This is a genomic window from Bacillus thuringiensis (assembly GCF_001182785.1).
GTDB lineage: Bacteria > Bacillota > Bacilli > Bacillales > Bacillaceae_G > Bacillus_A > Bacillus_A thuringiensis_S.
Genome location: NZ_CP012099.1, coordinates 2792460 through 2818885, shown reverse-complemented (window position 1 = coordinate 2818885; position 26426 = coordinate 2792460). Strand labels below are relative to the sequence as shown.

Sequence of the window (26426 nt, the reverse complement as noted above, 5' to 3'; positions counted from 1 at the left end):
TAATATATTTATATAAAAGTTTAAATTTACGTGGCTAGTGAGGGAACCAATATGAAAATGAATGAAATAGTAGCAAGCACACAATTTCCAAATACAATCGAAACAATAACAAAAGATTTAAAAGCATTAGGAATCGAAAAAGGAATGACAATTATCGTTCATTCATCACTAAGTTCTATCGGATGGATATCTGGTGGTGCGGTTGCCGTAGTAGAAGCATTAATGAAAGTTGTTACGGAAGAAGGAACGATAATAATGCCAACGCAATCTTCGGATTTGTCCGATCCGAAACATTGGTCAAGACCACCTGTACCGGAAGACTGGTGGCAAATTATCCGAGATAACGTCCCTGCATTTGATTCACGTATAACCCCAACAAGGGGAATGGGTGAAATAGTTGAATGTTTTCGTACATATCCGAATGTAGTACGTAGTAATCATCCGTTAGGAAGTTTTGCTGCATGGGGAAAACATGCAGTAGAAATAACAATGAACCATTCATTATCAATGAGCTTTGGAGAAGAATCCCCATTAAGAAAAATATACGATTTAGACGGGTACGTATTATTAATTGGTGTTGGATATGATTCAAATACGTCTGTTCATTTATCCGAGGTGCGTACTGGTGCATGTGAGTTAATACAAGTAGGAGCACCTATTATAGAAAACGGTGAAAGAGTGTGGAAAGAGTTTGTTGAAATGGATTACGAATCTGAGAAGTTTGTAGAAATTGGTGTGGAGTTTGAGCGAAAAGGAACTGTAAAAAACGGGAAGATAGGGAATGCAACGTGTCGTCTAATGAAACAGCGTGATATAGTTGACTTTGGAACAGAATGGTTTCGTAAGAAAAATTAGTAAGGGATGGTTACAATGAAGGGGAAAAAGGTATTAATTACGAGCGGTGGTTGTCTAGAAAAATGGGATCAAGTACGCGGGCATACGAATATGGCTAAAGGTACAATCGGAAGGATAATCGCAGAAGAACTTATAGCTAAAGGGGCACATGTTATATATTTGCACGGTTATTTTGCGGAGAAACCGAGCGATGTACATAGAGGGTTAGAATTACATCCATTTGAAGGAATTGTTGATTTACAAGATAAAATGAAAAGTATCGTCACACATGAAAAGGTTGATGCAGTCATTATGGCAGCGGCTGGATCAGATTGGATTGTGGAGAAAATTTGTGATCAAGATGGTAATGTTCTTAATATGGACGGGAAAATTTCAAGTGATATAGCACCGATTATTCACTTTCAAAAGGCTCCAAAAGTATTAAAACAAATAAAAGAATGGGACCCAGAAACAGTACTTGTTGGTTTTAAACTTGAAAGTGATTTAAATGAAGAAGAACTGTTTGAAAGAGCGAAAAATAGAATGAAAGAAGCAAGGGCGAATGTAATGATTGCAAATTCACCACATTCTTTATATTCGCGTGGAGCTGTACATTATGTAATTGGACAGGATGGTAAAGGGAAGTTGTGTAATGGAAAAGATGAAACGGCGAAAGAAATTGTCAAAAGCTTAGAGGTATTATGTAATCGTGTCACTGCTTTTTAAAATTAAGTTTTTAGATAAGAATGAATCCGCATAGTAATAAGTAAGCGAAACTTTAATTGGTGGGAATTTTACTTTTACACGAATGTGAAGCGTATATCAATCAAGAGCTATACACAGAATAATTGGTGAGGAGTGGATTCTATGGAACATTTATTAAAGCAAGCTATTAAACTTAGAAACGAAAAGAAATATGCGCAGTCTAAAGAGATGCTTATAGGATTAACAAACTTTACAAAGGATGCAGAAGTACTGTATCAGTGTGCGTGGATACATGATGTAATGGGGCTAGAAACAGAAGCAGTTCCGTATTATGAGCAGGCAATCGCAAATGGACTTGATGGCGAATCCCTTTGCGGTGCTTATATTGGTCTAGGAAGTACATATCGTTGTATAGGGGAATATGAAAAGGCAATTACAGTATTAGAAGCTGGGGTGAAAAAATTCCCAGAGAACGATCCAATGAAAGTATTTTTATCATTAGCAAAATATAACGTAAACGATCACGAGTCAGCGATGAAATTATTACTTGAAACTGTCGTGAAAGTAGAGGAAGTAAAAGAATTTGAACGTGCCATTTCATTTTATAAAGACCACTTAAATGAGGTTTTTAAATAAAGGAGTGAACGTATGAATGTTACACTATCGCGAAGGCGAAAAGGTATTTGGATTGGACTCGTCTCTTTAATTATGCTATCAAACTATTTATTGTATGCTCTTCCAATTGTACCAGCTGCGCCGAAAGAAGTTGTGCTTGGGTCATTATTAGATTGCATGTTTGTCATTCCAATCATCACGTATTTCTTCATTATTCGAAAAAGATACTCGTTAACGTATATAGTTCCTGTTGTAATAGCTGGTTATATTTTTGCAAGATTTATTATTCCAAGTGACTATTTACAAGATTTTTCATACGTTTCTTATATTATAGTTGCAGGAGAAATTGCTTTTGTATGTTTAGAGTTATTCCTTCTATATAAAATTGTTAGAAAGCTTCCTACCATAATAAAAAAATATAAAGAATATAAAAGTGAGTACTCTTCATTTTCTTATGCAATTGATGCTGCGTTTGACGCTACTATGAAAAGAAATAAATTAATAGATATCATTGTAACGGAGTGTAAGTTAATCTATTATGCATTTTTATCGTGGCGTGAAAAAGTACCAGAAGGTGAATCCGTATACTCATATCACAAAAAGACTGGTGCAATAGGTGTATATATCATGATCATCCATGCGACCTTAATAGAAAGTATTGGTTTTCATTATTTGCTACACCAGTGGAATCCAGTAATAGCATGGATTTTACTTATTGTAAATGTATACGCGATGATTTATTTTATAGCTGAAATACAAGCGATGCGTAAAAATCCACTTATCGTAACAGAAGAACAAGTAATCATTCAAATTGGATTAGGAAAGAAAATTGTTATACCATTTACACAAATTGATAATATTGCGTTCTACAAGGGTGATGAATTGCTAACGGCAAAAGAAGGGAAACAGGTATTGGATGCAACTGTTATGGAGTTCATAAAAGAACCTGCTACTTTTGAAATAACATTAAAAGAGCCAGTGAAAGCACAGTTGTTATATGGATTTTCTAAAACAGTAAGTCGTGTGCACTTAAATGTTGATGAAGAACGAAAATTTTATGATGCGGTTAAGGAAAAGTTAAAACATGAGTAATAGTGCTGTTAGTTACATAAAAACAAATGAGCTTCCGTTAGAAGTGAAAAAATATGAAACATGGATAGTGAAAAACTCTTTCTAAATAAGAAGGAGTTTTTCTTGTGTACTTGTATAAATCATTATATAAAAAACTATATACTTCTTTATCGTTAGATAAAGAAGTATATAATTGAGGATAGAACTAGTGCAAGGGGAAATAAAATAATGAATAAGTTACTTACATCGAAAAGTGAAATTATAGAAAGAAAAATCCGGTATAACTCAACAATAGTAGATCACAATTGTTTATTACTTGAAAAGCAATCACAAAGTATCGTTTTATTTCACGAGGTGCAGTATTCATTTACAATGACTGCAAATGATACTAAGTTAACAATCCCAAAAGGGAGTTATACAATCGCATATTATTGGAAAGATCGTCCGTACAATTTATACGTATGGAGAGATATAAAAGGGAAGTATTTAGGTTCCTATTTTAATATCGTAAAAAACACACAAATAAAAGGCGAAGTGGTTTCCTTCGAAGATTTAATCATCGATATTATGGTACTTCCAAATGGAGAATACTTCATATTAGATGAGGATGAATTACCAGAACCATTAGGAAATTTCGAAGGTGGTTATGTGAAGAAAGCTCTTTATGGACTGAAAGAAATCATTCAAAAAGAGCTTCCACAAATAGTTTTGGAGACAGCCAGGGTGCAGAAGAACTAAAATTTAATTACATAAATATTTTGAATGGAAATGAGTAGTCTCAAGTTATATGGTCTAACTTTTTTGATAAATCTAAGGTTAGTAGCATATTTCTTGAGATTACTTTTTTTTGGTAGAAATTTTGTTGCTTAGTTATTAAATGGATTTAAAATTTATGAAATAATATTGACTGAATCAAGTTCAGTCGTTTATGATTGAATCAGATTCAGTCGTGGTGAAAACATTGTAGGAGATGACGTATGAAAAGAATATCAAAAGAACCAGATATAAGACGGCAAGAGTTAATGGATATTGGTTTTGAACTATATATGAAAAATGGTATGAAAGGATTTGGCATAAAAGATGTTGTGAATCGTGCTGATGTAGCAACAGGCTTATTTTATTATTACTTCAAGTCTAAAGAGAATTTTGTTGATGAAGTTTTAAATGACTTTATTGTGAAAAATATGGAGTTAATTGAAGAAATACTTGTTTCAAATGAACGGTCTGTCATGCAAAAGATGAAAGATTCACTAGATATATTTTGGACATTTATTGAAAAGTTAGCACCCTATAAAAATGTGAGTTCGTTTCAGACGGAACAACATTTTCAACTGGAACAGAAATTATTCGCACGTATGCAACCGTTAATTAGACAAGTAATTGAAGAGGGAGTAAACGTAGGGTTTTTTTATACTGATAACTCATTATTAGCTTCTGGGTTTATTCTATACGGTCTTAGCAGTATTGCTCATTCAGAAGTAAAGTTGAATCTAGATACAAAACATGAAATGGTTAATTTAGTATTAACTACACTACGATACAATCAAAAGGAAGGAGAAAGTTTATGAAAATTATTATCGATGGAAATAATATCTCACAAGAACAACTTATAAAATGGAAAAGAGAACGGATAAAAAAAGTATTATATACATTAGGACATAAAGAGCTTGAAATAAATGATACAGACGTCATGATAAAACAGCTAACGGAAATAAAGTTGCGATATACATACAATGAAATGTACGAAAAGTTGAAATCAAAACTTAGATTAAGTGCAATAGGTATGCGTATCTGTACTCTTTTATCTGGTGATAGACGAAAAATTTCGAAAACTAGTATTTATTTAGACGGGATTACAGCAGAAGTAGCTATACATGGAATTGATAGTTTGATGCTTGAACAATCACGTGAAAACAACAAAGTGAATTTATCTGCTTGTCCTGATCACTATGTACTAAGACCCTTTGGGGAAAATGAATTAGAGGTTATCGAAACTACTGGTAATTCTCCGTTTCCAGTTCAATTTTTCATTGTTTTTGGTGACGAAACCGGATTGAAAACACCGAGAGATAAATCTTATCAATACCAATCAACAGGTGTTGCACGTATGAAAGATGGTACTACTATTGGTGGAGTTCGACATCAATTTAAAGATACTGATACAGGGATAGAAGTAAGTCTAGTTGTTGAGTTCCCAGCCCTTTGTCCGAATAGCCTAATTAAATCCCATCAAATGCATTTAGCATGTGAGTTTTCTTATTGGTTACAGTGGATTAAAGATCAGAAAAAAATAGTAAGTAAATGATATCGTTCAAATAAACAACAGTAGAAATGTTCAAACGAATCATATGTATGTTTTGATAAAACCTAGTTGACTTATCGGAAATATTTGTATAATATGTACTTAATTCCATAACGTATTGCTGATTGGAGAAACCAAAGGCATTTTATCTGTTGATAAAATGCCTTTGGTTTTTTTATTGCACAAATACTGAATCTGTTCATTTATATGAATCATTTTAAGGAGGGGAAGAAATGACTGTTTCAATTGATGGGGTATCAAAATATTTTTTGAAACAAACTGGTACTGTTCAAGTATTAGAGAATATTAATTTTCAATTAGAGAAAGGGGATTTTGTTACAGTAATTGGTCCGAGTGGGTGTGGAAAAAGCACATTACTAAAAATTGTTGCAGGTCTAGATAATGATTTTGAAGGGGAAGTTGTTATTGACGGGGAGCCTATCTTAAAACCGAGTAAGAAACAAGGTTTTATTTTTCAAGAACATAGGCTTTTCCCGTGGTTAACGGTTGAAGAAAATATAGCGGCAGATTTGTCGTTAAAAGATAAGTATGTGAAAGATAAGGTGAGAGAATGGGTTGAAATCGTTCGGTTAGATGGCTTTGAAAAATCGTATCCGAAAGAAATTTCAGGCGGGATGTCACAACGTGTTGCGATAGCGAGAGCGTTATTAAGAGATCCGAATGTATTATTACTTGATGAACCTTTTGGAGCGCTAGATGCTTTTACTCGAAGTCATTTGCAAGAAGTATTGCTAAATATTTGGGAGCAGAAAAAAACAACAATGATATTCGTTACACATGATATAGACGAAGCGATATATCTTTCAAATCGAATCATCATTATGAATGCAAAACCAGGGAAAATACATAAAGTGATTGAAAATAATTTGCCTTATCCGCGAAATAAAACTTCTCAATCGTTCCAACAACTTCGAACGAAAGTATTACAGCAGTTTGAATATGGAGGATTGATTCAAACAAGTATATAGGAAAAGGGTGATTTTATATGTATAAAAAATTTAAAGTTCTTTCTTTTGCTTTAGCTATATCAATGTTTTTATTAGGATGCGAAAAAAGTACAGCAAGTAGTAAGAAAGAAGATGTAACAATACAAATTGGTATACAGCAAGGATTAAGCCCGCTATTACTAGCAAAGAAAAAGGGATGGTTTGAAGAGGAGTTTAAAAAAGAAGGAGTTAAAGTGAAATGGACAGAGTTCCAAAGTGGACCTCCTTATTTTGAAGCAATCGCATCAAACCGGTTAGACTTTGGTGAAGTAGGGAATTCTCCAGTCATTTCAGCGCAAGCAGCAGGTATTGGATTTACCGAAATCGCCAATACAAGTTATGCGAGAAAAGGAACTGGAATTCTCGTTCAAAAAGATAGCAAGATTGCGAGTGTAAAGGATTTAAAAGGTAAAAAAATTGCAGTAGCAAAAGGAAGTAGTGCCTTTAATTTATTGTATCGAGCACTTGATAAAGAAGGTATTGATGCAAAAGATGTAAATGTCATTCAATTACAACCAGATGAAGCGCAGCCTGCATTCGAATCAGGATCAGTAGATGCATGGGCGATTTGGGACCCTTTCATATCATTACATACGTTAAATAAAGGTGCGAAGGTGATTGCAGACGGTGAAACATTAAATGTCTCTTCACCAGAATTTTTAATTACGAGAACAAAATTTGCGAAAGAACATCCAGAATTAGTTGAGAAATTTCTCAAAGTTTATGAGAAAGCACGTGTATGGCAAGATGCTAATTTAGATGAAGCAATAAAAGTATACACTTCTGTAAAAAAGATAGATGCAGAGATTGTAAAAGAAGTGTTTAATCACGACAAACCAATTTTAGTTCCGGTAACGAAGGAAATAATAGCAGAACAACAAAAGACAGCGGATTTTCAATATAAGCTCGGTTCTATAAAGAAAGAAATTAAGACGGAAAAAGTTATAGATAATTCTTTCGTAGAAAAAGCATTGAAAGCGAAGTGAAAAGAGGTTTTGTAAAGTGGAAAATACGAAAGCTGTTATGAAACCAGCGAGTATAACGATTAAGAAAAATGGCATAAAGAAGGTACGAAAGTTAAATGTAAAAGTTTTAGTAAGGGCGATTACTATACCGGTTATTATATTAATAATTTGGCAGTTGGCTGGCGTATTCGGTCTTGTTTCTAAAACAGTTTTACCAACACCATTAGATATTTTTCTAGCTTTCCAAGAGTTTATTAAAACAGGAGAGTTATTCGGCCATTTAAGTATTAGTGTATTCAGGGCTGCGGCTGGTTTCTTTATTGGTGGGGGCTTAGGAATCATTTTAGGAACAATTGTTGGATTTTCAACGAGAAGTGAGCAATATTTAGACCCATCTGTGCAAATGTTAAGAACTGTACCTCATTTAGCTGTTGCGCCGCTTTTCGTATTATGGTTCGGTTTTGGTGAAACATCGAAAGTGTTATTAATTGCAGATGGTGCATTTTTTCCTTTATACGTAAACGCATTTTTAGGTATTAGAGGTGTGGATTCAAAGTTATTTGATGTTGCGAGAGTGTTAGAGTTTAGCAAAAGAAAATTAATCACGAAACTAATTTTACCAGCCGCATTGCCTAACCTTTTACTAGGAGCAAGGTTATCGTTAGGTGTTGCATGGGTGAGTTTAGTAGTAGCAGAACTTATGGGATCTACAGAAGGTATTGGTTATATGATTATGGATGCAAGGCAATTTTCAAATACAGATATCGTATTTGTCGGCATAATTATCTTTGCATTTGTTGGGAAGTTTTCTGACTCTCTAGTACGTTTACTAGAAGTGAAGTTTTTAAGATGGCGAGATAATTTTAAAGGTGAGACAGGGAATTAACATATAAATTATTAGGGGTAATTTATATAGAATGTGTTAGTATACATTTCAAAATAAATAAGGGGTGTGTAAAGGTATGGAATTATTATGGTTTATTCCAGCTTATGGAGATGGTCGATATTTAGGAACGACAAAACGAGGAAGAGCAGCTGAATATGGTTATTATAAGCAAGTTGCTATGGCAGCTGATTATTTAGGATATACGGGTGTTTTACTTCCAACTGGTCAAGGATGTGAAGACCCTTGGGTGTTAGCTTCAGCTCTTGCTGCTGAAACAGAAAAACTAAAATTTTTAGTAGCAGTGAGACCAGGACTAATGTCACCTACAGTTGCAGCGAGGATGGCATCTACATTTGATAGAATTTCAGATGGAAGACTACTTATTAATGTAGTAGCTGGAGGAGATCCAGTTGAACTACAAGGAGATGGATTATATCTTGAGCATGATGAAAGATATGAAGCAGCGGATGAATTTTTAAAAGTTTGGAAATCGACATTGCAAGGTGAAACGATCTCTTTAGAAGGAAAACATATTAAAGTTACAGATAGTAAAGTTGTATTCCCACCTGTTCAAACGCCATATCCTCCTATATATTTCGGAGGATCATCAACTGCTGGAAAAGAAGTAGCAGCTGAGCATAGTGATGTATACTTAACGTGGGGAGAGCCGCCAGAGCAAGTGAAAGAGAAAATAGAAGAAGTAAGAAAACTTGCAGAAGAGAAGGGGCGTACAATACGATTTGGCATTAGATTACACGTAATTGTAAGAGAGACAGAAGAAGAAGCGTGGGAAGAGGCAGAACGTTTAATTCAATATGTGGATAATGAAACAATTGAGCTTGCTCAAAAGACATTTGCAAGATATGATTCGGTTGGTCAAAAGCGGATGACACATTTAAATAAAGGTACGAGAGAGTTGTTAGAGATAAGCCCTAATTTATGGGCTGGAATCGGACTTGTAAGAGGTGGGGCAGGTACTGCACTTGTAGGCAATCCACATACAGTAGCAGAAAGGATAAAAGAATATGAATCGTTAGGAATTGATACGTTTGTTTTATCAGGATATCCGCATTTAGAAGAAGCGTATGAGGTCGCAGAATTGTTATTCCCATTATTGAAAGACGAGAAGAAAGAAGAAAATAAAATTGTTGGTGAAATGATTGCTGATGCATATGCATTAAAAAAATAGTGAGAAATAAAGTTTCACCTATTTATTGCTTCATTTTGTTTACTGCCTGTTAATACGGGATAAAAAACCCGCAAGTTATTCGCTTGCGGGTTTTCATCGTAAATTATTAGAAAATATGGTAAAATTAAAGGGTAACTTAAGGTGCGGTTGGTTGTTCAATTATCACTTCTCCGAGTAGGAGGGGGGTGATAATACGTGAGTGAAATAGCGTTGCTACTGCAAGGTGGACTGTTTCTCGTTGCATTGTTAACGTTCGTCGTCGTTTTAATAGACAAGCTCAAAAAATAACAACCCACCTATGCTTATAGAATGTGGGTTGTTTTGTTTGTAAGAAACAAATAGGATAAATGAACAATCCAATCTGCTAAGTTACGTGGACTAGTGTGTAGCCGCACACTAGTCTTTTTTATTTATATACAATTTATAATTGGTTTATGTGATTGTATTGTTCTTTTCATACTCATTATAACACAGTGTCTTTTCATCAAGAAAGGAGACCGTATGTTCTGGTTTCTATTATATAGTAGGTGCTTTTTCTTTAAACAGCCCATCCATATACTGTTTTAAACTTTGGACATAAAATTTCTGCATACTCACATTATTTACACCGACAATTGGCGATGGAAGGTCAAATCTTTTTTCTGATAAATGAACGACAACATCAAAGATGTCAAACAAACGAATGAAGCAAAACAGGCCGTCTTTATCGCTAAGTAAAATAAAGTAATGATTTTCACTACTTGTATTTAGCGTATTCCATAAAGAACTTTTGCTTAAATCACGTACAATGCTTTTTTCTTTTAGTTCCACGAAATCTGCATTTGAGAGAATGGTAGAAATATCAATTGCATCTTGATCTTCAAAGTAGCCATCAACTGCTTGTACAGCGAATGTATAAGCCATTTTTAATACACTCATTTTATATTTACGGTTATCTAATAGTAATTCACGTTGAATAGAACTCGCTACTTTCGTTACACGTTCCTCTTTCCAAATTTCATTATGTAAGGAAATATCGTGCTTTTTACATAGTTTCATAATTAATGCATTAGAATAAAGAATCTCGTCGCTTACTTCGACAACATCAGTCTCAGCAGCCGCAAGTTCCTCACCGTGCTCATTCGTATAGAGTGGAGAATCAATTTGTCTTTTCATTTGTTCAATCTTAAATTGACTCAATTTATGCCTAATTAAAGGACGATCAATATTTGTTGTCATTTGTTCATGACAAGTATCACAAATTGAGTTTGTGAAATAATATCCACATAATATTTCTGGAATGACATATTGTTCACTAAGTTCTTTCGTATCTTTTCTGCAAATGATGCATTGTGTCATTTTTATCACCTTTACCTGCAAATTTGTATGTAATCTCATTGTAGTGTATTTATCGGCATTTTGGAATATTGTAAAGGAAAATATTATGTGAAATTCATGCTTATTTTGGTACAATGAAGAGAAGTGCTAGTTTAAAGGAGGCCGTTTTTTTGAAATCAAAAGTGCACTTTTGGACATTAGAAGTGCTAATGGTTGTAGGAATCATATTTATTTGCACAAAAATATCATTTTTATTTCAACCGATTGGTATCTTCATATCAACATTGTTTTTCCCAATCTTAATCGCGCTTTTTTTATACTTCATATTTAATCCTGTATTAATCTTTTTGGAGAATAAAAAAGTACCTAGAAATTTAGCGATATTACTGTTATATCTTTTTATCATAACATTAACTGCGGTTGGCGTTGGAGTAGTTGTTCCTACGATTTCACAACAGCTAATGGACTTAGTAAAAAATATGCCAGGCTACATAAAAGAGGGAAAAGTATACATACAAGAATTATCACATCATAGGTTGTTTGAATGGTTATCTACACAAAACTACGTTTCCATTGAAACAATTGAAAAAAATGCGATTGAATACTTAAAAGATATACCAAATACAATTACGTCGAGTGCAACGGCTTTATTTGGTATTATCACGAACGTTGCATTAGTTGTATTTACTGTACCGTTCATTTTATTTTACATGTTTAAAGATGGACATGCCTTTCCAGGAAAAGCGGTAAGTTTATTACCCGAGTCTTACCGTGAAGAGGGGCTTCGTATCATTAAGGAAACGAACGAAACATTATCTGCATATATTCAAGGGCAAGCGCTCGTTTGTATATTTGTAGGTGCGTTTACTTTTATCGGTTATTTAATTATCGATTTACCGTACGCGTTCGTTTTAGGAATTATTGCAGCATTTACAAACATCATTCCTAACTTAGGGCCATTTATTGGGGCAGCACCAGCTGTTATTGTAGGACTGTTCGTATCTCCGATGCAAGCATTATACGTAATTATTATCGTAACAATTGTACAACAGTTTGAAAGTAATATTATTTCACCACGTATTATGAGCTCGAAATTAAATATTCACCCATTAACAATTATTATTCTAATTTTAGGGGTAGGTAACTTTGCTGGAATCATCGGAATGATTTTAGCAGTACCAGTTTATGCAGTAACAAAAACTGTTGTTTCGAACTTAGTGAGATTGTTTAAGACAAAGAGAAGTAATCGGAAATAGTGAAACCTGAGAAAGATACACCGCTTTTTAAGTGGTGTATCTTTTGTTTATAAATAAATAATTAAAAGCGGGTTGATTTGATTTTATTATATATTTTTTATACATCAAATTCAGTGATAAACTTGTGTGATATAAGCTATATAAAACTATGTGGAATCCCTCTGAACTATCCAAATCATTTCCTTACAGCGTGCTATCAACATCATAATCGACTCCTTTCAATTCTATATAGTTAAACGATTAAAGGTGAGTGTAGTATTTGCTTCTACGATCTCGAATTTCATCAATAACTTGTTTATATTGTCTTTCCTGTTTTAATTCATTTTGAGATATTGTTTCTTTTTGAATCGTAATCGTTAAAAAGAAAAGGTGAAACTTCATATGTGAATTCCTCCTTTCGAATTGGAATTACAGATGACTACAGTAATGACTTTGTCTTTCTTTTACATGATCTATAGCCTGATTAATTTGTCGCTCATGAAGCATTTCAGACTCGGAAAATGTATTTTTTTGAATGGTAATGGTTAAAAAGAATACTTTAAATTTCATTAGATAATTGCCCCTTTATAAGTGATTTAGAAAAAACGAGTGTAATAAGAAATTACAGGTGATTACAGGTGATTACAGGTGATTACAGGTGATTACAGGTGACTACAGTAATGACTTTGTCTTTCTTTTACATGATCCATAGCCTGATTAATTTGTCGCTCATGAAGCATTTCAGACTCGGAAAATGTATTTTTTTGAATGGTAATGGTTAAAAAGAATACTTTAAATTTCATTGGATAATAACCCCTTTATAAGTGATTTAGAAAAGACGAGTGTAATAAGAAGATTGGCGCTCTTTTACTTCGTCCATAATATTTTGAATGTGTTGCTCACGTAAAATCTCTTTCTGTGAAAGCTTACGTTTTTGAATGGTGATAGTTAAAAAGAATGCTTTAAATTTCATGAATATATGACCCCTTTAAAATATATTTTTAATACATTTGAGTGTAGTATGAACTTTTAATATCAGTTATTTTATCAGTCAGTTGTTTTAACTGTTGTTTACGATTGATTTCAGTTTCAGATAAAGTATTTTTTTGAAGCACAGTCGTAAAAAAGAAAATATGAAAAGTCATAAATGAATTCCTCCTTTCGAAAAGGAATTACAGGTGATCACAGTAAAGTGCTTGGCGCTCCTTAACATCATTCATAGCTTTTTCAATTTGCTCATTATGAAGAATTTCATCTTTGGAAATTGTATTTCTTTGAATCGTAATACTTAAAAACAATACGCTAATAGTCATTGAATGTTGCTCCTTTCTTAGAAAAATAATGTAAGAGACTAAAAAATCGCGCAAAAAAACCACAGGAAGATACAGTTCTCCTATGGCTGGGCGTGAAAAAGCCACAGGAAAGTATACGACCTCCTGTGGCGAATTTATGAATTAAATGAAATAAAGTACGATTTTCAATTCTCCATTAGGGTGGTCGAATTCATATTTAATTGTCCAGAAAACACAGGTGCAGTTAACGCTAAAGTTAATGCATGTAATTGTAATTTCATCATTTCCTTCGACCTCCTTTTAGAATTTTTTTCTTACGTTAGTAAGTATATACAATTAATGGATAATTGTAAACATAAAAAATGAAAATTTTTAATTTTGATTAAAATGCGTATATTTAAAAGGGATTTGAAAGTAAATATTGTAATTAACGAAATATCGATAAAAATGGGGGATGCTAAATGAAATATATGCATCATAACATGATCGTTATGCTAACAATTTTTTTATTCATTACGGCTTGTTCTAACGGAGAAAGAATAAAAGATATATATGATGTTAGGTCAGATGATTTTAAGAAATATACTGGGACATACGTTGGTAATAATTCAGATGTGGTTGCAATTATTAATCATTTACCCGGTGGTGGAACAGTTCAAAGTATAAGTTTAGAAAATGAAAATATAAAAGTGAACTATGGTGCAAAAGAGAGTGGGGCTCTTACAGAAGAAATGATTGAGACGTATTGGTTTGATGAGAAAGATACGATGAAGAAGAATTTTCTCTTTAATGCTACCTATCTAGTAATTTTAGTACCAAACGCAAAAGCTTATGAGTTTCAAATAGAAAATAAAAACTTTAAGATAACGAGGGAAGAAATGTTATCAATTTTGCATAGGGAATTCGATGATTTTCCCAAAGAAAAAGATATATGGGATAAAAATAAAGTTATAAAGTTTTTTAACGGCAATGAAGAAAAAATTAAAATGCTTGTGGAAGATAAAGATTTTCGGAAATCTTTATTTGCTAAATATCCAGTGAGCCAGTTGAAATAATGGAGGGGAGAAGATGGAGTTAGTATACAAAATTTCTTATCATAGAATGCAGGATCATTATTTACCTAAATTAGTACAGGCAATTAGGCTCGTTAGTGAAGAAGATTTGTGGAAACAAGAGACCTCTGTTAATTCAATTGGTGGAATCGTACTACATATTTGTGAACATTTATAGAGAAATACAAGGCGTTATAAGGATCCAAATATAGTTTTTGAAAATGGAATTGAAGAATATTTTCCAGTGAAACAAATAAGCTCTGAAGCTTTGTTAAAAACTGTTGAAGAAATATTTGATGAGTGGGGCAAAGCATATATACAGGTCTGGGAAGAAAAAAGGCATATTGATCTTCAAAGTCTATTACATTTAGTTGAGCATACAAGCTATCATTTAGGGCAAGTAGTAGATCGTACAAAATGTATTGAGGGACAACAGTTTAATTTTTGTCAAAATGGTATAAATGAAAAGAATTTGAGAACAAGAGTTGAAACTTCGAATTTTTAGAAAGAGAGACATTCTTAATTGAATGACTCTCTTTTTTTGTAAAAGAAATTTATGGAAAAAAATAATTCTATGTGATATGGTTAATTACATAAGTAATGAACCTATGAACCTAAGGTGGTGAAAATGTGAAGCCGACTCTAGAACAAAATAAATTAATATACATACAAATTGCAGAAACGATTGAATCTGATATTTTAAAAGACATATTGCTTGAAGAAGAACAAGTTCCATCGACAAATCAATTTGCGAAGATGTTACAAATAAATCCGGCTACTGCAGCTAAAGGGGTGAATGTATTAGTGGATGAGGGGATTTTATATAAAAAGAGAGGGATCGGGATGTTTGTTGCAAAAGGAGCAAAAGAAGTTGTACTTAAAAAAAGACAAAATAATTTTATGACTGAATATTTACCTAAAGTGTGGGAAGAAGCGAAAGTACTAGAAATATCAAAAGATGAATTGATGGATATGATTCAAAAGATTACGAAGGAGGGGAAAGAGGAATGATTGCACTTGAAACGAAAGATGTAACGAAAAAATATAAAAAGAAAATAGCTGTAAATGAAGTAACGATTTCATTGGAAGAGCATAAAATATATGGTTTGCTTGGAAGGAACGGAGCAGGGAAAACGACTTTATTAAATTTACTAGCAGGACAAATTACTTCAAGTAGTGGAAGCGTAACTGTATTTGGTGAAAATGTATTTGAAAATAGTAAAGCAATGCAAAATATTTGTTTCGTTAGAGTAAAAGAAGAGTCTCATTTAAGTTATAGAGTAAAAGAAATTTTTAAGATATGTAACATGTTTTATAAAAATTGGGATCAGAAGTTTGCAGAAGAACTGGCGGGTAAATTTCAGCTTAATATAACAGAGAAATACCATAAACTATCTCATGGCATGCAAACAGTTGTAGGAATTATTAAAGGGTTAGCAAGCAGAGCGACAATTACTATTTTTGATGAACCAACTACAGGATTAGACGCAGCACATCGTGAGTTATTTTATAGTTTACTACTAGAAGATTACGGGGAGTATCCCAGAACAATTATATTATCAACACATCTGGTAGAAGAAGTAACCCATGTTATTGAAGAAGTAATTATCATAAAAGAAGGTGCACTTGTTGTTCAATCAACAGTGGAAGATTTATTGCAACAAGGTCATATTATTTCAGGGCAAAAAGGTAAAGTGGAGGAGTTCTTGATTAATAAAAAAGTTATAAATAAAGAAATTTATGGGAATAAAGGTATTGCTGTTATATGGGAAGAGCTTTCTAATGAAGATTGTTACTCTCTTGAAAAAGAAGGTTTAGTAATTGATAGAATTACATTACAAAAACTATTTATTCACATGACTGGTGGTGAAGTGGAATGACGATGTTAATGAAACAATTGAGGTTACATATAAATTTTCATTATAAAGCAATTTTAATATTTTGGATTGTAGCTTTATTAATAAAAGGAGCTTTATATGCTGCTCATTTAAATGAAGCGAAAGTTGGTTATTTACCCGAAATTATCAATAATCCTTCAATTGCAATTATGATTTTTATAGTAGGGAGTGTTTTCATTGTTCAAGATGATTTATTTCGTTTAGCAGTTTCATTTGGTATAACGAGAATACAATATTTTATCGGAGCGATTTGTTATATTGTGTTGCAATCCGCATTGTTTTCATTCCTTCAAATACTGTTTTTACAAGATATAAAATATAACTTAGTAAATGTTAACTTTGGAGAGCAATTAATACAACAGTTTATTTTACAATTTTTATTTTATGTTACGATAGCATGTTTCTTTCAAGTAGTAGTAATTTTTAAGCAAAGATTTCAATGGATTGGTCTCATGATTGGTGGGTCGCTTTTCCTTTCAACAAATAGTGTGCTGTATGGAGAAGTAGGGATAAAAGGATTGTTATTTACAAATGATGTATCTTTAATAGATATCCCTTATTTTATTGTTATTTCAATTGGATTAACAATTCTTTATATCATAACTAGTAGTATATTTATTCGTAAAGTATCATTTGAACGAACAGTTTAAAATAGTGATAGATTATTCTTTTAGGGAGAAGGAAAATATATGGGAGACACGTCCTCACTAATAACCGTCTTTTTATGCATTGCACTACTAATATTTTGGCGTCGTTATCGCTCCATGCATAAGCCAATAAAGGGATCGGGAAAACGTATTTTATGGCCATTACTATTTTTAACACCAGGTATAGTGTGGTTTTTAGGTCCCGTACATCCAGCTATATTACAAGTAATTATAGCGGTATTTATTGGTGTGCTTTTTGCTGTGCCGCTTATAGTATTAACAAATTATGAGCGAAGAGATGATGGGAATATTTATACGAAAAAAAGTGCAGCTTTTTTAATTACTTTTATTGCGCTTGTTGTTTTAAGATATGGTTCAAGACAATTTATCGTTGATTTAGATCAACAAACGATTGGTTTATTATTTTACGTTGTTGCTGTCTCGTATATTATTCCATGGAGAATTGCTTGTTATATAAAGTTTAGAAAAGTTTGGCGGGAAAATAATAATCATGCTATATGAAAACTTCTTATTTGAGAAGTTTTTTGTTTTTATGTGTAAGCGAAATAATTTGTTGAAGTGCAAGTTACTATTCAATATGATAAATATAAAAACTACGCGAGAAAGTGGGAAGTATCAAAATGCGTACAATTTTACTTTTTCTAAACAACATGTTCATTAGTGAAATCGAGAACATTAGGCAAAAACATGATCCTTTATTTGGATTAATTCCACCGCATATTACAATTGTATTCCCATTTGAAAGTTCGATTTCAAATGATGAGCTGAAATTACATATTATAAATGTATCAAAACCGATACAGAATATAGAAATTGAATTTAAGAATCAAATTACTAGTGAAAGAGAATATTTGTTTTTACGAGTTGAAAGGGGAAAAGAACAAATAGAGGAACTACATAATATTCTATATACAGGACCTTTATTACAATTTTTGAAAGAAGACATTCCGTACATCCCGCATGTAACAGTCGGAAGAAAAGAAAGTGCCGTGTTAGCTGCTGAAGTAGTGAAGGAGATTCCTAGTTTTCATGGGAAGTTAAATTGTGTGATTGATAGAATAAGCGTGGAGCGAATTGGAGAGAACGGGGAATCAATTATTGAATTTGAAGTGCCATTTCTAAAAAGCTGACAAAAGTCAGCTTTTTATTTCGTAGCATGAAGTAATGCACCAATTGCACCGCTATTACCACCATCTTGTAAAAAGATTGGTGTTTTATTTTGATATTCGGTGTAGCTACTAATAATATGTTGAAGTTGTACGTTATTACATAAAGTCGAACCAATATAAATAATATGTTCAATGTTTTTTGTTTCAGCGAATTGAAGGCTTAATGCAGTAACGACTTCACCGACAAGTCCTTGTACAGTAGCTAGTATATCGGAGCTACTATTATTTGATTCTGTAATAGCTGCTTTCCCGAAGTTACTAGCAGTTAAGTTATTATCGATTGGGGAAAGAATACCACCATAAATATCTCCAACCGTAATATCTAGTTCTTTTCTAGAGCCTACTTTTGTTAGAGGGATTACATCTTCAAAATGATCTATATTTGTTAACAATTTTGAAAATCCCATAATAGTCCCACCGCCAACTCCGGTTCCACCAGCGCGAATATATTGTTCATTATAAACGTAATGGATAGAAGTACCTGTACCGATATTGGTTAAAATAAAATTGTTTATAGTATGTTTTTCTTCTTTTAATATGTATCGGACACCTGCAAGAGTAGCTTCAAATTCGTTTAGCTCTATTATTTTATATGAACCTGTAAGCAGATGCTGTAATAGTTTCGATTTACCACCCGTAATACATATTTGTTTTATGCCATTGTTGCTTTTAACCCAATCTATTATTTTATGTTGTTCATGAGAATAAAATTTTTTAAAAGTTAATAGCTTTTTTTCGTTAAAATAAGCTATTTTCGTTAATGTGCCTCCAGCATCGATACCGATAGTACGTTCCATTTTCCTGCTCCTAACTACGTAATATGTTTTCCTATTTATTTAATTGGTTGAGAATAGATATTTCCAACTGATATAAGGAACACTTTAATCTGCTTGATATATTAATAGTTTTTCTATAGTTACAATAGGCTGGTCGTTTACAGTTGCAATACCTTTACCAAGAACAAAACCTCGGCGATTGCGCGTTAGCTCATAATGTAAATCAAGTTTATCACCGGGATATGCTTTTCCATGGAATTCAACTCCATCTAAAGAGGAGAGGAATCCTAGTCCTTCAGAATCACTTGTATGTACAAATGCACTAAGCTGAGCAAGTGCTTCTACAATTAACATATGAGGCATATGTTTGTGACTATCATTTATAAACCATTCGTTATTTGTAATGAGTTTATATCCTGTAACGAATTCATCTTGTTTTACATTTGTTACTTTATCAATCATTAAAAATGGATAACGATGGGGAAGTGTGTCTTTAATATGCATATGAAAGTACCTCCAATTAATAATACCCCTGCTAAAGTTAAGCAGGGGAGTGGGAACTAATTTTTAACTAATTCATTTACTTTTTCAAGAGCGAAAATGCCGCTATTTCTAATGTTTTCAACAACTTGTTGCAACACTTCTTTATCTTGAACGAGTGCAATACGTACGAAGCCTTCTCCGTGAGGTCCAAATGCATGACCAGGTGTAACAACGACATTCGCACGATCCATTAATGCATAAGCGAAGTCTAGAGAAGTCCATCCTTGTGGAATTTCAGCCCAGACAAACATACTACCGGCTGGCTTATCGACATTCCAACCAAATGTTCGGAATCCATCGACTAAAGTATCTCTCCGTTCTTGATAAATATCGCGGTTTTTCTCACAAAATGCAGCGCCATTTCTTAGTGCTGCAGATGCCGCTTTTTGAATTGGTAAAAATACACCGTAGTCGGTATTGGATTTAAATTGAGTAAGTGCACGAACAATTTCTTCGTTTCCAATCATATATCCAATTCGGCTACCAGCTAAACTATAACTTTTTGACAAAGAATTGATTTCTACGCCAACTTCTTTAGCACCATGTACAGAGAGAAAGCTAATTGGCTTATTACCATCGAAATAAAATTCAGCATAAGCAAAATCATGGACAACGATAATATTATGCTTTTTCGCGAATGCGATTACTTCTTTAAAGAAATCTTCATGGGCCATTGCTGGAACGGGATTCCCTGGGAAGTTTAAAATCATCATCTTCGCTTGATCGGCAATTTCTTCAGGGATGACTTCTAAGTCTGGTAAGAAATCATTCTCTTTCTTTAAAGGCATGTAGTAAGATGTTGCACCAGCCATTTGAATACCTGTTTCATAAGCTGTATATCCTGGGTCAGGAACTAATATAATATCACCTGGATTTGCATAAACCATAGGTAAATGAACGAGCCCGTCTTGTGAACCCATTAATAATAAAACTTCTTTATCCGCATTTAATAAAACGTTATGAGTGTTGTTGTAATATTCAGTTACAGCTTCGTGAAATTCTTGAATACCCGATAATGTATATCCGTAGCTCTCTTTTTCACTCGCTGTATGTACCATTGCTTCTCTTACAAAATCAGCGGGCGGCATATCAGGATTTCCGATACTTAAATCAATCATGTTATGACCTGCTGCAATTTTTTCTTTTTTATAGGCCCCTAATTCACTAAATATAGAAGATTGGAATGCTTTCATTCTAGTTGCTAACGTGTAAGTCATCAAAACCCCTCCTAAAAACAGTGCTTTCATTCTGCGTTTTTAATTATTCTGAAAACACATGTTTACATTTTATCATTTTTTTATGAAAATTAAAACGATTGACAAATTTAGAGGAAGGATTAGCCTGTTTTGAAAAAGTATCGATGTAAATAGCGTAGACGTGTTAATTGAAATATCTATTATATGATTCATTTTATATAACTTAAGTTATTTTATAGTTTTTATTAAGTATTTGTGGAAGATTTCTAAAGTGAAATAACGCAGAAAATATTTTCTGCGTTTCCTCTGAAATGTAATCATTTCTTTTTATACGTGCATAATTTTTCAGTTGTCAAAAAGTATACATTTAATGTACCGTCGGCAACTTTTAAAGTTTGCTCTGATGTAAATGAATTACCATAATCAATGTGATATACATTAGAATTTTTGACAAATGAGCCTTTATATAAATCGTCTTTATTCTTTGTTGTTTGCATTTCTACTAAATTTTGCACAATTTCCTCTTTATTTTCTTTTTTGACAACTGTTTCAAATTTATAATATACAGGGCATTCACCATTTTTATTGTCAACGACTTCCCAAGAACCGTATATATCGTTATTGCTGCATCCACTAAGTAGGATGATTAGTATAGGAATTGTAAGTAGAACCTTTTTCATTTTGTGCTCCTTTCTTTTAAATTTGAATAAACGTTCGAATACGATAGGGATATTATAATAAATAAAGTTTAAATTTTTTTAAAGAATTATTTAATTTCATATAAAAATTTAGGAGAAATTAAATAAGCATGAATCTAGTGTAAAGTCAGATTCATGCTAGTACTATAGCCTATGTTATGTCTTTTTTGAGGATAAATAAAGAGGAAAGCAGAAGCACTATTCCATTTAATATATATCCGCTTGCAATCATAAAGGCTAAAGTACCTGCACCAAATCCTGCTTTATCGAATATAGAAGCAAATGTTGTGATAGTCAATAAGATAATGGGAGTTAGTAGTAAAAATATGAAACCTGCCACGATTCTTTTTTTAAAACTATGTCCAGATAAGGAAATGGCTAAAAAGTTTAGGATGCTAAACAGAGCAATTGCAAAGAGCAGGACAATAAATACTTCGATGCCATCAGACACTTTACCACTCCTTTTATGAAGAGTACTTTTTATAATCTATTCGAAATAAAAGGGGGATACTCCTTTAGGTAATTTCAATAAACGTAATAAATAGGCGTATTATAAAACAAAGAAGTATGGATTCAATATTATATCCATACTTCTTTGTTTATTTTATAAATTCGCAGATTGCGAATGCTGTTTTTCATAATCTTTCTGCTTAGAAAGGGAAATAGAAATAATCAATAATGAAACGACTCCGAAGATGAGAACCATATATTGCAACCCAATTGTATCTAAGAAGAACCCTGTGCCAAGTAAGACGATTTGGAACATAACCCTCTCAAACATATTACGGAATGAGAAGAGGCGACCGTGATAACTTTTTTCAACTTTCGTTTGGAAAATCGTCGACATAATAGGGAAGAAGCAGCCAACACTAAACCCAAACAAACCAAATGATGTAAGAGCCATCCATTTTATATCGCTAAAGAACAATGATAGGTGTGCAAAAGCAGTACAAACTGCGAAGAAATATAGTAATTTTTCAGGCTTGAAATGATCAGATAGACGTTTAATTACGAAGGCACCTAACATAAATGCGACACCTTCAATTGTATATATGAACCCTTTAATTGTAGGATCATGTTGCATTTCGCTAATGTTAATAACCATTAAATTAAACCCCGCTATAAATAATAGAGGGATGATACTTAATATAAGTGCTGTAAAAGCAATAGGAATTCCTTTTAAAATACGAAATACTTCCATAAAGCTATTATCTTTTGCAGCTTGTTTACTTGGTGCTGTTGATTTCTTGTCTTCAAATTGTAGGAAGAAAGTCGAGAGGAATAATAAGGCGTATGCTGCCATTGAGAAGGCATACATGTACTGTAAACTCATCACAACTAAAAGAATTCCACCAAGTGAAGTACCTGCAATACGAGCAATTGTACCAACATTCATATGTACACCGTTCATTTGTAATAACTCATGCTCACGTACGATGAGTGGAATTACAGATTGTAATGCAGGGAAATAAAATGCTGCTGAAATTTGAAGAGCAACCATAAATGCAATCATAAATGCGATACTTTCAAATTGAATAGCGAAAAACATGAAAATAACACTTAAAACTCGACCAAACCCAGCGTAAAGAAGAACTTTTTTCTTTTCATACTGATCGATGACACGGCCAGCCATAGGTCCAACTAGAACACCGGCTAATAGTCCGATAAATAATATAACTGATTTCATGAAATCAGAAGGGACATATTTTTGCATAAATTCAAGGTTGCCAAGAATACCAAGCCATAATCCTAGACCTGCAATAAACTCCCCAATTAAAACAATCCAAACGTTTTTATTACGCCACATAACATAAAACCTCTCCGTCTTTTAAAATGAAAAACTCGTATATAAAACCTCCTTATTTATGTAGTATTTTTATACGAACTTTTTTAGAGTCAGAGTCTATATTACGTGTTTCATAATTGGATTTCAATCTTTTTGATTTGTCAAAAATTTAATGTATTAATTGATGAAATAAGTGAATCAAAATGCAAAAAATTATGATTAAAGCTAATAGAAAGTAAGGATAAATATAAAAAAGCAAGAACGTATAACTACGTCTTGCTTTTCTCAAGTACAAAATTAAACATTAATTTCACTTAGCAACATTTACGCTCTTGTCCAATAGCTAAAGCGCTAAAAGATAGAGGACCAACAACTTCTGCACTTGCACCACTAGTAAGGTTTTCTACAGTTAATGAATATACATGAGTGCCGCAGTTTAAATCTTGATCTATAGCTTGAAATGTTTGAGCGTAGAATTGTTCAGAGTCTGTTGATTCAATACCTACTTGTGCATTGAAAATTTCAACGTTATCACGGAAAATTCGGAATAAAACTTGTGAAATCTCAGTTATACCTTCAACTCCAACTGTAGCAATTAATTCCACACGATTATTACGTGCGTCTCTTCTTGAAATTTTTAATTTAATTTGTGCAAGAATTGCTTTATCTGGAGAAGCTGGAATTGCAAAAGTTGTTTCACCAGTTTTACTAATAGGTTGAGTAGCTTGGTAATCAATGATATGAGTCATGTTCGTCACCTCCTCATATACTAAAATATGAAAGCAGTGATGAATTAGCTTGGACAAATACTAGAATATTTTAATAGAGTACACAACAATTGTTGAAAAGAAGTAATTTACATAAAAGCATCAAGAATATATCACAATAAGATGATATTTTTCTTAATGCTTTTTGTAATTAAGCAGAATATTCTTCTTTACGTACTTCAAAAAATTCATTGCGTCGTAAGTAATTATAAATTTTCTCTGAAACCTTTTCTTCTTCAGACACTAAGAAACGATGATCAAAAGCGTAGAATGATTGACCTTTAATTAATTTTACGTAATACATATTAAACGCCTCCTGATACTTGATTATTACTTGCTTCATATTATGATGGCCTATATGTCTTCTAAAAATACTTGGAGTTTCAAAGGGGGGAGGTAAAGGGATGAAAGAGCTTACAATTCTGTAAGGTTTATGTCACCTTTTTCGATAGTTTACATTCATCAATTTCTTCTATACTACAAATAAGTTACATAAAATAAGGGGGTAAAAAGATGGATGAAGTAATTGGAGAAGTTGTAGCAGGTATTTGTGAATTTGTAGTGGAAGTAACAGCAGATGCTATAGAAAGTTTAGTTTCCGGAAATGATGAGGAAAAAGAAACATTATAATGATTTGTAAAAGTATAAAGTTGATCAAATTGTAAAGGCTGATTTCTATAGGGAAGTCAGCTTTTTTATTTTTTACATTATATTAATTTAATTTGAATATTCATTTGTTATTATATTGAAGGAACCTATATAAGGAGGTGAATAAACAAATATGTCGAATTCGGGGGCTGATTTATCTGTTTCTCGTTTGATTGTGGCAAATGTAGAGGAAAAGGAATATCATTTTATCGTTCGTGAACATCCGATTGTAGGGAAATTTATATCGCTATTTGAAAATGGAAAAGAATACGGTTTACTAGATAAACAAATCGCTAATAAAGATAAATTTATTACATCGGAGCTTACTAAATTAGATTATTTTAACATAGATGTTTTATATCATACACCTGGGTGGATATGGATTGGCATGGATCAATTAGGTTTACATGCTCGTGAGGCTACTTATAACGAAGTAGATGTTATTATGAAGTTGAAAGAGGATTTATATTATATAGACATATACGAAGAAACAAAAATGCAATAAATATTTAGTCAGGTTATGGGACAAGTTCCCGTAGCCTTTTTTGTTTAATAGCAAAACGTAAAATTATGCTATTTTAATGCTAGGTAAATGTGATGAGAAGTGAGATGAAAAGAGGATTTGAAAATACATGAAGAGAATTGTAATAATTATATGAATCGTATATGTAAATAACAATAGAAAGAAGATGATAATATGAGTAAAGAAGAACTTGTGAAAAAACAGTTTGGCAGAAATGCAGATAAGTATGTGAATAGTAAAATACATGCTAAAGGACAGGACTTACAGCATGTAGTTCAACAAGTTGAATCTCGCCATAATAATCGTCTTCTTGATGTTGCTACTGGTGGCGGACATGTTGCGAATATGTTAGCACCTATGTTTGAAGAAGTAGTTGCACTTGATTTAACAGAACAGATGTTAGAAAAAGCAAAAGGTTTTATAAAGCAGAATGGTCATGAAAATGTGTCTTTTGTAGCAGGAAACGCAGAGGATTTACCATTTGTAGACCATTTTTTTGATACAATTACATGCCGGATTGCAGCCCATCATTTTACGAATCCGGCTCAATTTATTTATGAAGTAAATCGTACGTTGGAGGATAATGGATTGTTCATCTTAATAGATAATGTTTCGCCAGAAAATAATGAATATGATACATTTTATAATTTTATAGAAAAAAAGCGGGACCCAAGTCATGAACGAGCTCTAAAAAAGACAGAATGGCTTACTTTATTAGAAAAAAACGGTTTGCAAATGCAGTCATGTCTTACTTTTGATAAGAAGTTTGATTTTGACTGGTGGTGTAATATGATGGATGTCCCTGTACAAAAGCGTGAAAAATTAACAGAATGTATGATGAAAGCACCAAACGAAATGAAAGAATATTTTAATATTCAACTTAAAAATAATAAAGTAGATTCGTTCTATACTGAAATGGCTATGTTTATATGTAAAAAAAGTAAAACAATAAAAAGATAAATGTGTTGCAGTCTTTCTGAAGTACGATATACTAAGTACAGAGAAACTGAGAATTGAGGAATAGTTATAATGATTCGTGTACGCATTGAAGGTACTGAGGAAGAAATGCTTGAATTTATGGGGAAAATGCCGGACATTCCTGGATTTGAAAAGACACATATGAGAGAGCCAAGAAAAGGAAATAACCCGAAATACGATTCAAGTAAAAATGTACTAGCATATTTGTCTTATAAAAAGATTGAAGTCGCCAATAAATAGGCGGCTTTTTTAGTTTGCGCTGTTTCACCGCCTTGTCTTTTTCACATAATAATAATAGTAGATTAT

At 32.7% G+C, this 26426-nt stretch carries 37 protein-coding genes and 1 pseudogene; 23 read left to right on the top strand and 15 right to left on the bottom strand.

Features of this window, described 5'->3' with window-relative positions; genetic code table 11:
- The first annotated feature begins 51 nt into the window (after positions 1 to 51).
- The 12 genes from AC241_RS14660 to AC241_RS35205 all read left to right on the top strand — a co-directional run bounded on the left by AC241_RS14660 (position 52) and on the right by AC241_RS35205 (position 9862).
- Positions 52 to 855, top strand: coding sequence for an AAC(3) family N-acetyltransferase (locus tag AC241_RS14660; protein ID WP_000783341.1), 804 nt, complete (start codon positions 52 to 54; stop codon positions 853 to 855).
- 15 nt (positions 856 to 870) lie between these two features.
- Complete coding sequence (locus tag AC241_RS14655; protein ID WP_000676701.1) at positions 871 to 1560, top strand: phosphopantothenoylcysteine decarboxylase domain-containing protein; 690 nt, start codon at positions 871 to 873, stop codon at positions 1558 to 1560.
- Between the two features lie 141 nt (positions 1561 to 1701).
- On the top strand, positions 1702 to 2175 hold the full coding sequence (locus AC241_RS14650; RefSeq protein WP_000400637.1) for a tetratricopeptide repeat protein: 474 nt from the start codon (positions 1702 to 1704) through the stop codon (positions 2173 to 2175).
- A gap of 12 nt (positions 2176 to 2187) precedes the next feature.
- Positions 2188 to 3246, top strand: coding sequence for a hypothetical protein (locus AC241_RS14645; RefSeq protein WP_016081197.1), 1059 nt, complete (start codon positions 2188 to 2190; stop codon positions 3244 to 3246).
- 207 nt (positions 3247 to 3453) lie between these two features.
- Entirely contained in the window at positions 3454 to 3963 is a 510-nt protein-coding gene (locus tag AC241_RS14640; RefSeq protein WP_029442609.1) for a ribonuclease FAU-1 family protein, read from the top strand.
- Positions 3964 to 4202: 239 nt separating this feature from the next.
- On the top strand, positions 4203 to 4793 hold the full coding sequence (locus AC241_RS14635) for a TetR/AcrR family transcriptional regulator (protein ID WP_029442608.1): 591 nt from the start codon (positions 4203 to 4205) through the stop codon (positions 4791 to 4793).
- Positions 4790 to 5530, top strand: coding sequence for a hypothetical protein (locus AC241_RS14630; RefSeq protein WP_050844006.1), 741 nt, complete (start codon positions 4790 to 4792; stop codon positions 5528 to 5530). The genes AC241_RS14635 and AC241_RS14630 overlap by 4 nt, the downstream gene beginning before the upstream one ends.
- Before the next feature lie 230 nt (positions 5531 to 5760).
- Complete coding sequence (locus AC241_RS14625) at positions 5761 to 6516, top strand: ABC transporter ATP-binding protein (RefSeq protein ID WP_016081201.1); 756 nt, start codon at positions 5761 to 5763, stop codon at positions 6514 to 6516.
- Positions 6517 to 6533: 17 nt separating this feature from the next.
- Positions 6534 to 7520 (top strand): aliphatic sulfonate ABC transporter substrate-binding protein, encoded by a 987-nt coding sequence (locus tag AC241_RS14620; RefSeq protein ID WP_029442606.1) that lies wholly within the window; start codon positions 6534 to 6536, stop codon positions 7518 to 7520.
- Between the two features lie 16 nt (positions 7521 to 7536).
- Positions 7537 to 8385, top strand: coding sequence for an ABC transporter permease (locus tag AC241_RS14615; protein WP_050844004.1), 849 nt, complete (start codon positions 7537 to 7539; stop codon positions 8383 to 8385).
- Positions 8386 to 8461: 76 nt separating this feature from the next.
- Entirely contained in the window at positions 8462 to 9574 is a 1113-nt protein-coding gene (gene ssuD / locus AC241_RS14610; protein ID WP_050844002.1) for an FMNH2-dependent alkanesulfonate monooxygenase, read from the top strand.
- A 195-nt stretch (positions 9575 to 9769) separates the two neighbouring features.
- Positions 9770 to 9862, top strand: a complete 93-nt coding sequence (locus tag AC241_RS35205; RefSeq protein ID WP_001289320.1) for a putative holin-like toxin — start codon at positions 9770 to 9772, stop codon at positions 9860 to 9862.
- Between the two features lie 228 nt (positions 9863 to 10090).
- On the opposite strand, the gene AC241_RS14600 is transcribed toward AC241_RS35205, so the two are convergent.
- Positions 10091 to 10912, bottom strand: a complete 822-nt coding sequence (locus AC241_RS14600; RefSeq protein ID WP_016081205.1) for an HNH endonuclease — start codon at positions 10910 to 10912, stop codon at positions 10091 to 10093.
- 149 nt (positions 10913 to 11061) lie between these two features.
- On the opposite strand from AC241_RS14600, the gene AC241_RS14595 reads away from it, so the two are divergent.
- Entirely contained in the window at positions 11062 to 12147 is a 1086-nt protein-coding gene (locus AC241_RS14595; protein ID WP_000837892.1) for an AI-2E family transporter, read from the top strand.
- A 240-nt stretch (positions 12148 to 12387) separates the two neighbouring features.
- Here AC241_RS14595 and AC241_RS14590 read toward each other — a convergent pair whose 3' ends face one another.
- The 6 genes from AC241_RS14590 to AC241_RS14565 all read right to left on the bottom strand — a co-directional run bounded on the left by AC241_RS14590 (position 12388) and on the right by AC241_RS14565 (position 13439).
- A complete protein-coding gene (locus AC241_RS14590; RefSeq protein WP_000668497.1) occupies positions 12388 to 12528 on the bottom strand; it encodes a YrzI family small protein in 141 nt (46 codons plus the stop codon).
- A gap of 27 nt (positions 12529 to 12555) precedes the next feature.
- Positions 12556 to 12696: a YrzI family small protein gene (locus AC241_RS14585; RefSeq protein ID WP_043315273.1), complete on the bottom strand. Its 141-nt coding sequence runs from the start codon at positions 12694 to 12696 to the stop codon at positions 12556 to 12558.
- A gap of 92 nt (positions 12697 to 12788) precedes the next feature.
- Positions 12789 to 12929 (bottom strand): YrzI family small protein, encoded by a 141-nt coding sequence (locus tag AC241_RS14580; RefSeq protein WP_050844001.1) that lies wholly within the window; start codon positions 12927 to 12929, stop codon positions 12789 to 12791.
- 26 nt (positions 12930 to 12955) lie between these two features.
- Complete coding sequence (locus AC241_RS14575; protein WP_000668963.1) at positions 12956 to 13099, bottom strand: YrzI family small protein; 144 nt, start codon at positions 13097 to 13099, stop codon at positions 12956 to 12958.
- A 28-nt stretch (positions 13100 to 13127) separates the two neighbouring features.
- Entirely contained in the window at positions 13128 to 13271 is a 144-nt protein-coding gene (locus AC241_RS14570; RefSeq protein WP_000142729.1) for a YrzI family small protein, read from the bottom strand.
- Between the two features lie 27 nt (positions 13272 to 13298).
- Entirely contained in the window at positions 13299 to 13439 is a 141-nt protein-coding gene (locus AC241_RS14565; RefSeq protein ID WP_000156193.1) for a YrzI family small protein, read from the bottom strand.
- A gap of 440 nt (positions 13440 to 13879) precedes the next feature.
- Here AC241_RS14565 and AC241_RS14555 point away from each other — a divergent pair, with 440 nt between their 5' ends.
- The 7 genes and pseudogenes from AC241_RS14555 to AC241_RS14525 all read left to right on the top strand — a co-directional run bounded on the left by AC241_RS14555 (position 13880) and on the right by AC241_RS14525 (position 18166).
- Positions 13880 to 14473 carry a DUF4825 domain-containing protein gene (locus AC241_RS14555; protein ID WP_029442600.1) on the top strand — a complete coding sequence of 198 codons (594 nt, stop codon included), beginning with the start codon at positions 13880 to 13882 and terminating at the stop codon, positions 14471 to 14473.
- Between the two features lie 13 nt (positions 14474 to 14486).
- A pseudogene (locus tag AC241_RS14550) lies at positions 14487 to 14975 on the top strand (DinB family protein).
- Between the two features lie 125 nt (positions 14976 to 15100).
- A complete protein-coding gene (locus AC241_RS14545; protein WP_050843999.1) occupies positions 15101 to 15481 on the top strand; it encodes a GntR family transcriptional regulator in 381 nt (126 codons plus the stop codon).
- A complete protein-coding gene (locus AC241_RS14540) occupies positions 15478 to 16350 on the top strand; it encodes an ABC transporter ATP-binding protein (RefSeq protein WP_029442598.1) in 873 nt (290 codons plus the stop codon). The genes AC241_RS14545 and AC241_RS14540 overlap by 4 nt, the downstream gene beginning before the upstream one ends.
- Entirely contained in the window at positions 16347 to 17018 is a 672-nt protein-coding gene (locus AC241_RS14535) for a DUF4052 domain-containing protein (protein ID WP_000178200.1), read from the top strand. Before AC241_RS14540 ends, AC241_RS14535 begins: the two co-directional genes overlap by 4 nt.
- A 39-nt stretch (positions 17019 to 17057) precedes the next feature.
- Positions 17058 to 17537, top strand: a complete 480-nt coding sequence (locus AC241_RS14530; protein ID WP_029442597.1) for a CcdC family protein — start codon at positions 17058 to 17060, stop codon at positions 17535 to 17537.
- A 119-nt stretch (positions 17538 to 17656) separates the two neighbouring features.
- Complete coding sequence (locus AC241_RS14525; protein WP_048563765.1) at positions 17657 to 18166, top strand: 2'-5' RNA ligase family protein; 510 nt, start codon at positions 17657 to 17659, stop codon at positions 18164 to 18166.
- Between the two features lie 14 nt (positions 18167 to 18180).
- Here AC241_RS14525 and coaW read toward each other — a convergent pair whose 3' ends face one another.
- The 8 genes from coaW to AC241_RS32950 all read right to left on the bottom strand — a co-directional run bounded on the left by coaW (position 18181) and on the right by AC241_RS32950 (position 24275).
- Positions 18181 to 19002 (bottom strand): type II pantothenate kinase, encoded by an 822-nt coding sequence (coaW, locus tag AC241_RS14520; RefSeq protein WP_050843997.1) that lies wholly within the window; start codon positions 19000 to 19002, stop codon positions 18181 to 18183.
- Positions 19003 to 19086: 84 nt separating this feature from the next.
- Entirely contained in the window at positions 19087 to 19485 is a 399-nt protein-coding gene (locus tag AC241_RS14515; protein ID WP_000547649.1) for a 3-hydroxyacyl-ACP dehydratase FabZ family protein, read from the bottom strand.
- 56 nt (positions 19486 to 19541) lie between these two features.
- On the bottom strand, positions 19542 to 20741 hold the full coding sequence (locus tag AC241_RS14510) for an LL-diaminopimelate aminotransferase (RefSeq protein ID WP_050843994.1): 1200 nt from the start codon (positions 20739 to 20741) through the stop codon (positions 19542 to 19544).
- A gap of 296 nt (positions 20742 to 21037) precedes the next feature.
- Positions 21038 to 21400, bottom strand: a complete 363-nt coding sequence (locus AC241_RS14505; RefSeq protein ID WP_016081217.1) for a hypothetical protein — start codon at positions 21398 to 21400, stop codon at positions 21038 to 21040.
- 169 nt (positions 21401 to 21569) lie between these two features.
- Positions 21570 to 21869 (bottom strand): hypothetical protein, encoded by a 300-nt coding sequence (locus AC241_RS14500; protein WP_016081218.1) that lies wholly within the window; start codon positions 21867 to 21869, stop codon positions 21570 to 21572.
- Positions 21870 to 22022: 153 nt separating this feature from the next.
- Positions 22023 to 23225 (bottom strand): MFS transporter, encoded by a 1203-nt coding sequence (locus tag AC241_RS14495; protein WP_043938026.1) that lies wholly within the window; start codon positions 23223 to 23225, stop codon positions 22023 to 22025.
- 293 nt (positions 23226 to 23518) lie between these two features.
- Positions 23519 to 23953: an exosporium protein ExsC gene (exsC, locus tag AC241_RS14490; RefSeq protein ID WP_016081220.1), complete on the bottom strand. Its 435-nt coding sequence runs from the start codon at positions 23951 to 23953 to the stop codon at positions 23519 to 23521.
- A 169-nt stretch (positions 23954 to 24122) separates the two neighbouring features.
- Positions 24123 to 24275 (bottom strand): YqbF domain-containing protein, encoded by a 153-nt coding sequence (locus AC241_RS32950; RefSeq protein ID WP_000291907.1) that lies wholly within the window; start codon positions 24273 to 24275, stop codon positions 24123 to 24125.
- Positions 24276 to 24752: 477 nt separating this feature from the next.
- Between AC241_RS32950 and AC241_RS14480 the strand changes: the two genes are divergently transcribed.
- From AC241_RS14480 to AC241_RS14470, 3 genes are all read left to right on the top strand, one after another.
- Complete coding sequence (locus AC241_RS14480) at positions 24753 to 25124, top strand: hypothetical protein (protein WP_050843990.1); 372 nt, start codon at positions 24753 to 24755, stop codon at positions 25122 to 25124.
- 192 nt (positions 25125 to 25316) lie between these two features.
- On the top strand, positions 25317 to 26102 hold the full coding sequence (locus AC241_RS14475; RefSeq protein WP_016081223.1) for a class I SAM-dependent methyltransferase: 786 nt from the start codon (positions 25317 to 25319) through the stop codon (positions 26100 to 26102).
- A gap of 69 nt (positions 26103 to 26171) precedes the next feature.
- Entirely contained in the window at positions 26172 to 26360 is a 189-nt protein-coding gene (locus tag AC241_RS14470; RefSeq protein ID WP_000621885.1) for a DUF3970 family protein, read from the top strand.
- The last annotated feature ends 66 nt before the right edge of the window (positions 26361 to 26426 follow it).

Coding starts and splice junctions, on each gene's coding strand:
- AC241_RS14555 (WP_029442600.1), top strand. CDS start 13,880: ATGAAATATATGCATCATAACATGATCGTTATGCTAACAATTTTTTTA.
- AC241_RS32950 (WP_000291907.1), bottom strand. CDS start 24,275: ATGTATTACGTAAAATTAATTAAAGGTCAATCATTCTACGCTTTTGAT.
- AC241_RS14515 (WP_000547649.1), bottom strand. CDS start 19,485: ATGCATATTAAAGACACACTTCCCCATCGTTATCCATTTTTAATGATT.
- AC241_RS14590 (WP_000668497.1), bottom strand. CDS start 12,528: ATGAAGTTTCACCTTTTCTTTTTAACGATTACGATTCAAAAAGAAACA.
- AC241_RS14565 (WP_000156193.1), bottom strand. CDS start 13,439: ATGACTATTAGCGTATTGTTTTTAAGTATTACGATTCAAAGAAATACA.
- AC241_RS14655 (WP_000676701.1), top strand. CDS start 871: ATGAAGGGGAAAAAGGTATTAATTACGAGCGGTGGTTGTCTAGAAAAA.
- AC241_RS14570 (WP_000142729.1), bottom strand. CDS start 13,271: ATGACTTTTCATATTTTCTTTTTTACGACTGTGCTTCAAAAAAATACT.
- exsC (WP_016081220.1), bottom strand. CDS start 23,953: ATGACTCATATCATTGATTACCAAGCTACTCAACCTATTAGTAAAACT.
- AC241_RS14530 (WP_029442597.1), top strand. CDS start 17,058: ATGGGAGACACGTCCTCACTAATAACCGTCTTTTTATGCATTGCACTA.
- AC241_RS14470 (WP_000621885.1), top strand. CDS start 26,172: ATGATTCGTGTACGCATTGAAGGTACTGAGGAAGAAATGCTTGAATTT.
- AC241_RS14475 (WP_016081223.1), top strand. CDS start 25,317: ATGAGTAAAGAAGAACTTGTGAAAAAACAGTTTGGCAGAAATGCAGAT.
- AC241_RS14480 (WP_050843990.1), top strand. CDS start 24,753: ATGTCGAATTCGGGGGCTGATTTATCTGTTTCTCGTTTGATTGTGGCA.
- AC241_RS14620 (WP_029442606.1), top strand. CDS start 6,534: ATGTATAAAAAATTTAAAGTTCTTTCTTTTGCTTTAGCTATATCAATG.
- coaW (WP_050843997.1), bottom strand. CDS start 19,002: ATGGAACGTACTATCGGTATCGATGCTGGAGGCACATTAACGAAAATA.
- ssuD (WP_050844002.1), top strand. CDS start 8,462: ATGGAATTATTATGGTTTATTCCAGCTTATGGAGATGGTCGATATTTA.
- AC241_RS14505 (WP_016081217.1), bottom strand. CDS start 21,400: ATGAAAAAGGTTCTACTTACAATTCCTATACTAATCATCCTACTTAGT.
- AC241_RS14575 (WP_000668963.1), bottom strand. CDS start 13,099: ATGAAATTTAAAGCATTCTTTTTAACTATCACCATTCAAAAACGTAAG.
- AC241_RS14640 (WP_029442609.1), top strand. CDS start 3,454: ATGAATAAGTTACTTACATCGAAAAGTGAAATTATAGAAAGAAAAATC.
- AC241_RS14535 (WP_000178200.1), top strand. CDS start 16,347: ATGACGATGTTAATGAAACAATTGAGGTTACATATAAATTTTCATTAT.
- AC241_RS14600 (WP_016081205.1), bottom strand. CDS start 10,912: ATGACACAATGCATCATTTGCAGAAAAGATACGAAAGAACTTAGTGAA.
- AC241_RS14580 (WP_050844001.1), bottom strand. CDS start 12,929: ATGAAATTTAAAGTATTCTTTTTAACCATTACCATTCAAAAAAATACA.
- AC241_RS14660 (WP_000783341.1), top strand. CDS start 52: ATGAAAATGAATGAAATAGTAGCAAGCACACAATTTCCAAATACAATC.
- AC241_RS14540 (WP_029442598.1), top strand. CDS start 15,478: ATGATTGCACTTGAAACGAAAGATGTAACGAAAAAATATAAAAAGAAA.
- AC241_RS14510 (WP_050843994.1), bottom strand. CDS start 20,741: ATGACTTACACGTTAGCAACTAGAATGAAAGCATTCCAATCTTCTATA.
- AC241_RS14525 (WP_048563765.1), top strand. CDS start 17,657: ATGCGTACAATTTTACTTTTTCTAAACAACATGTTCATTAGTGAAATC.
- AC241_RS14585 (WP_043315273.1), bottom strand. CDS start 12,696: ATGAAATTTAAAGTATTCTTTTTAACCATTACCATTCAAAAAAATACA.
- AC241_RS14650 (WP_000400637.1), top strand. CDS start 1,702: ATGGAACATTTATTAAAGCAAGCTATTAAACTTAGAAACGAAAAGAAA.
- AC241_RS14645 (WP_016081197.1), top strand. CDS start 2,188: ATGAATGTTACACTATCGCGAAGGCGAAAAGGTATTTGGATTGGACTC.
- AC241_RS14495 (WP_043938026.1), bottom strand. CDS start 23,225: ATGTGGCGTAATAAAAACGTTTGGATTGTTTTAATTGGGGAGTTTATT.
- AC241_RS14635 (WP_029442608.1), top strand. CDS start 4,203: ATGAAAAGAATATCAAAAGAACCAGATATAAGACGGCAAGAGTTAATG.
- AC241_RS14630 (WP_050844006.1), top strand. CDS start 4,790: ATGAAAATTATTATCGATGGAAATAATATCTCACAAGAACAACTTATA.
- AC241_RS14625 (WP_016081201.1), top strand. CDS start 5,761: ATGACTGTTTCAATTGATGGGGTATCAAAATATTTTTTGAAACAAACT.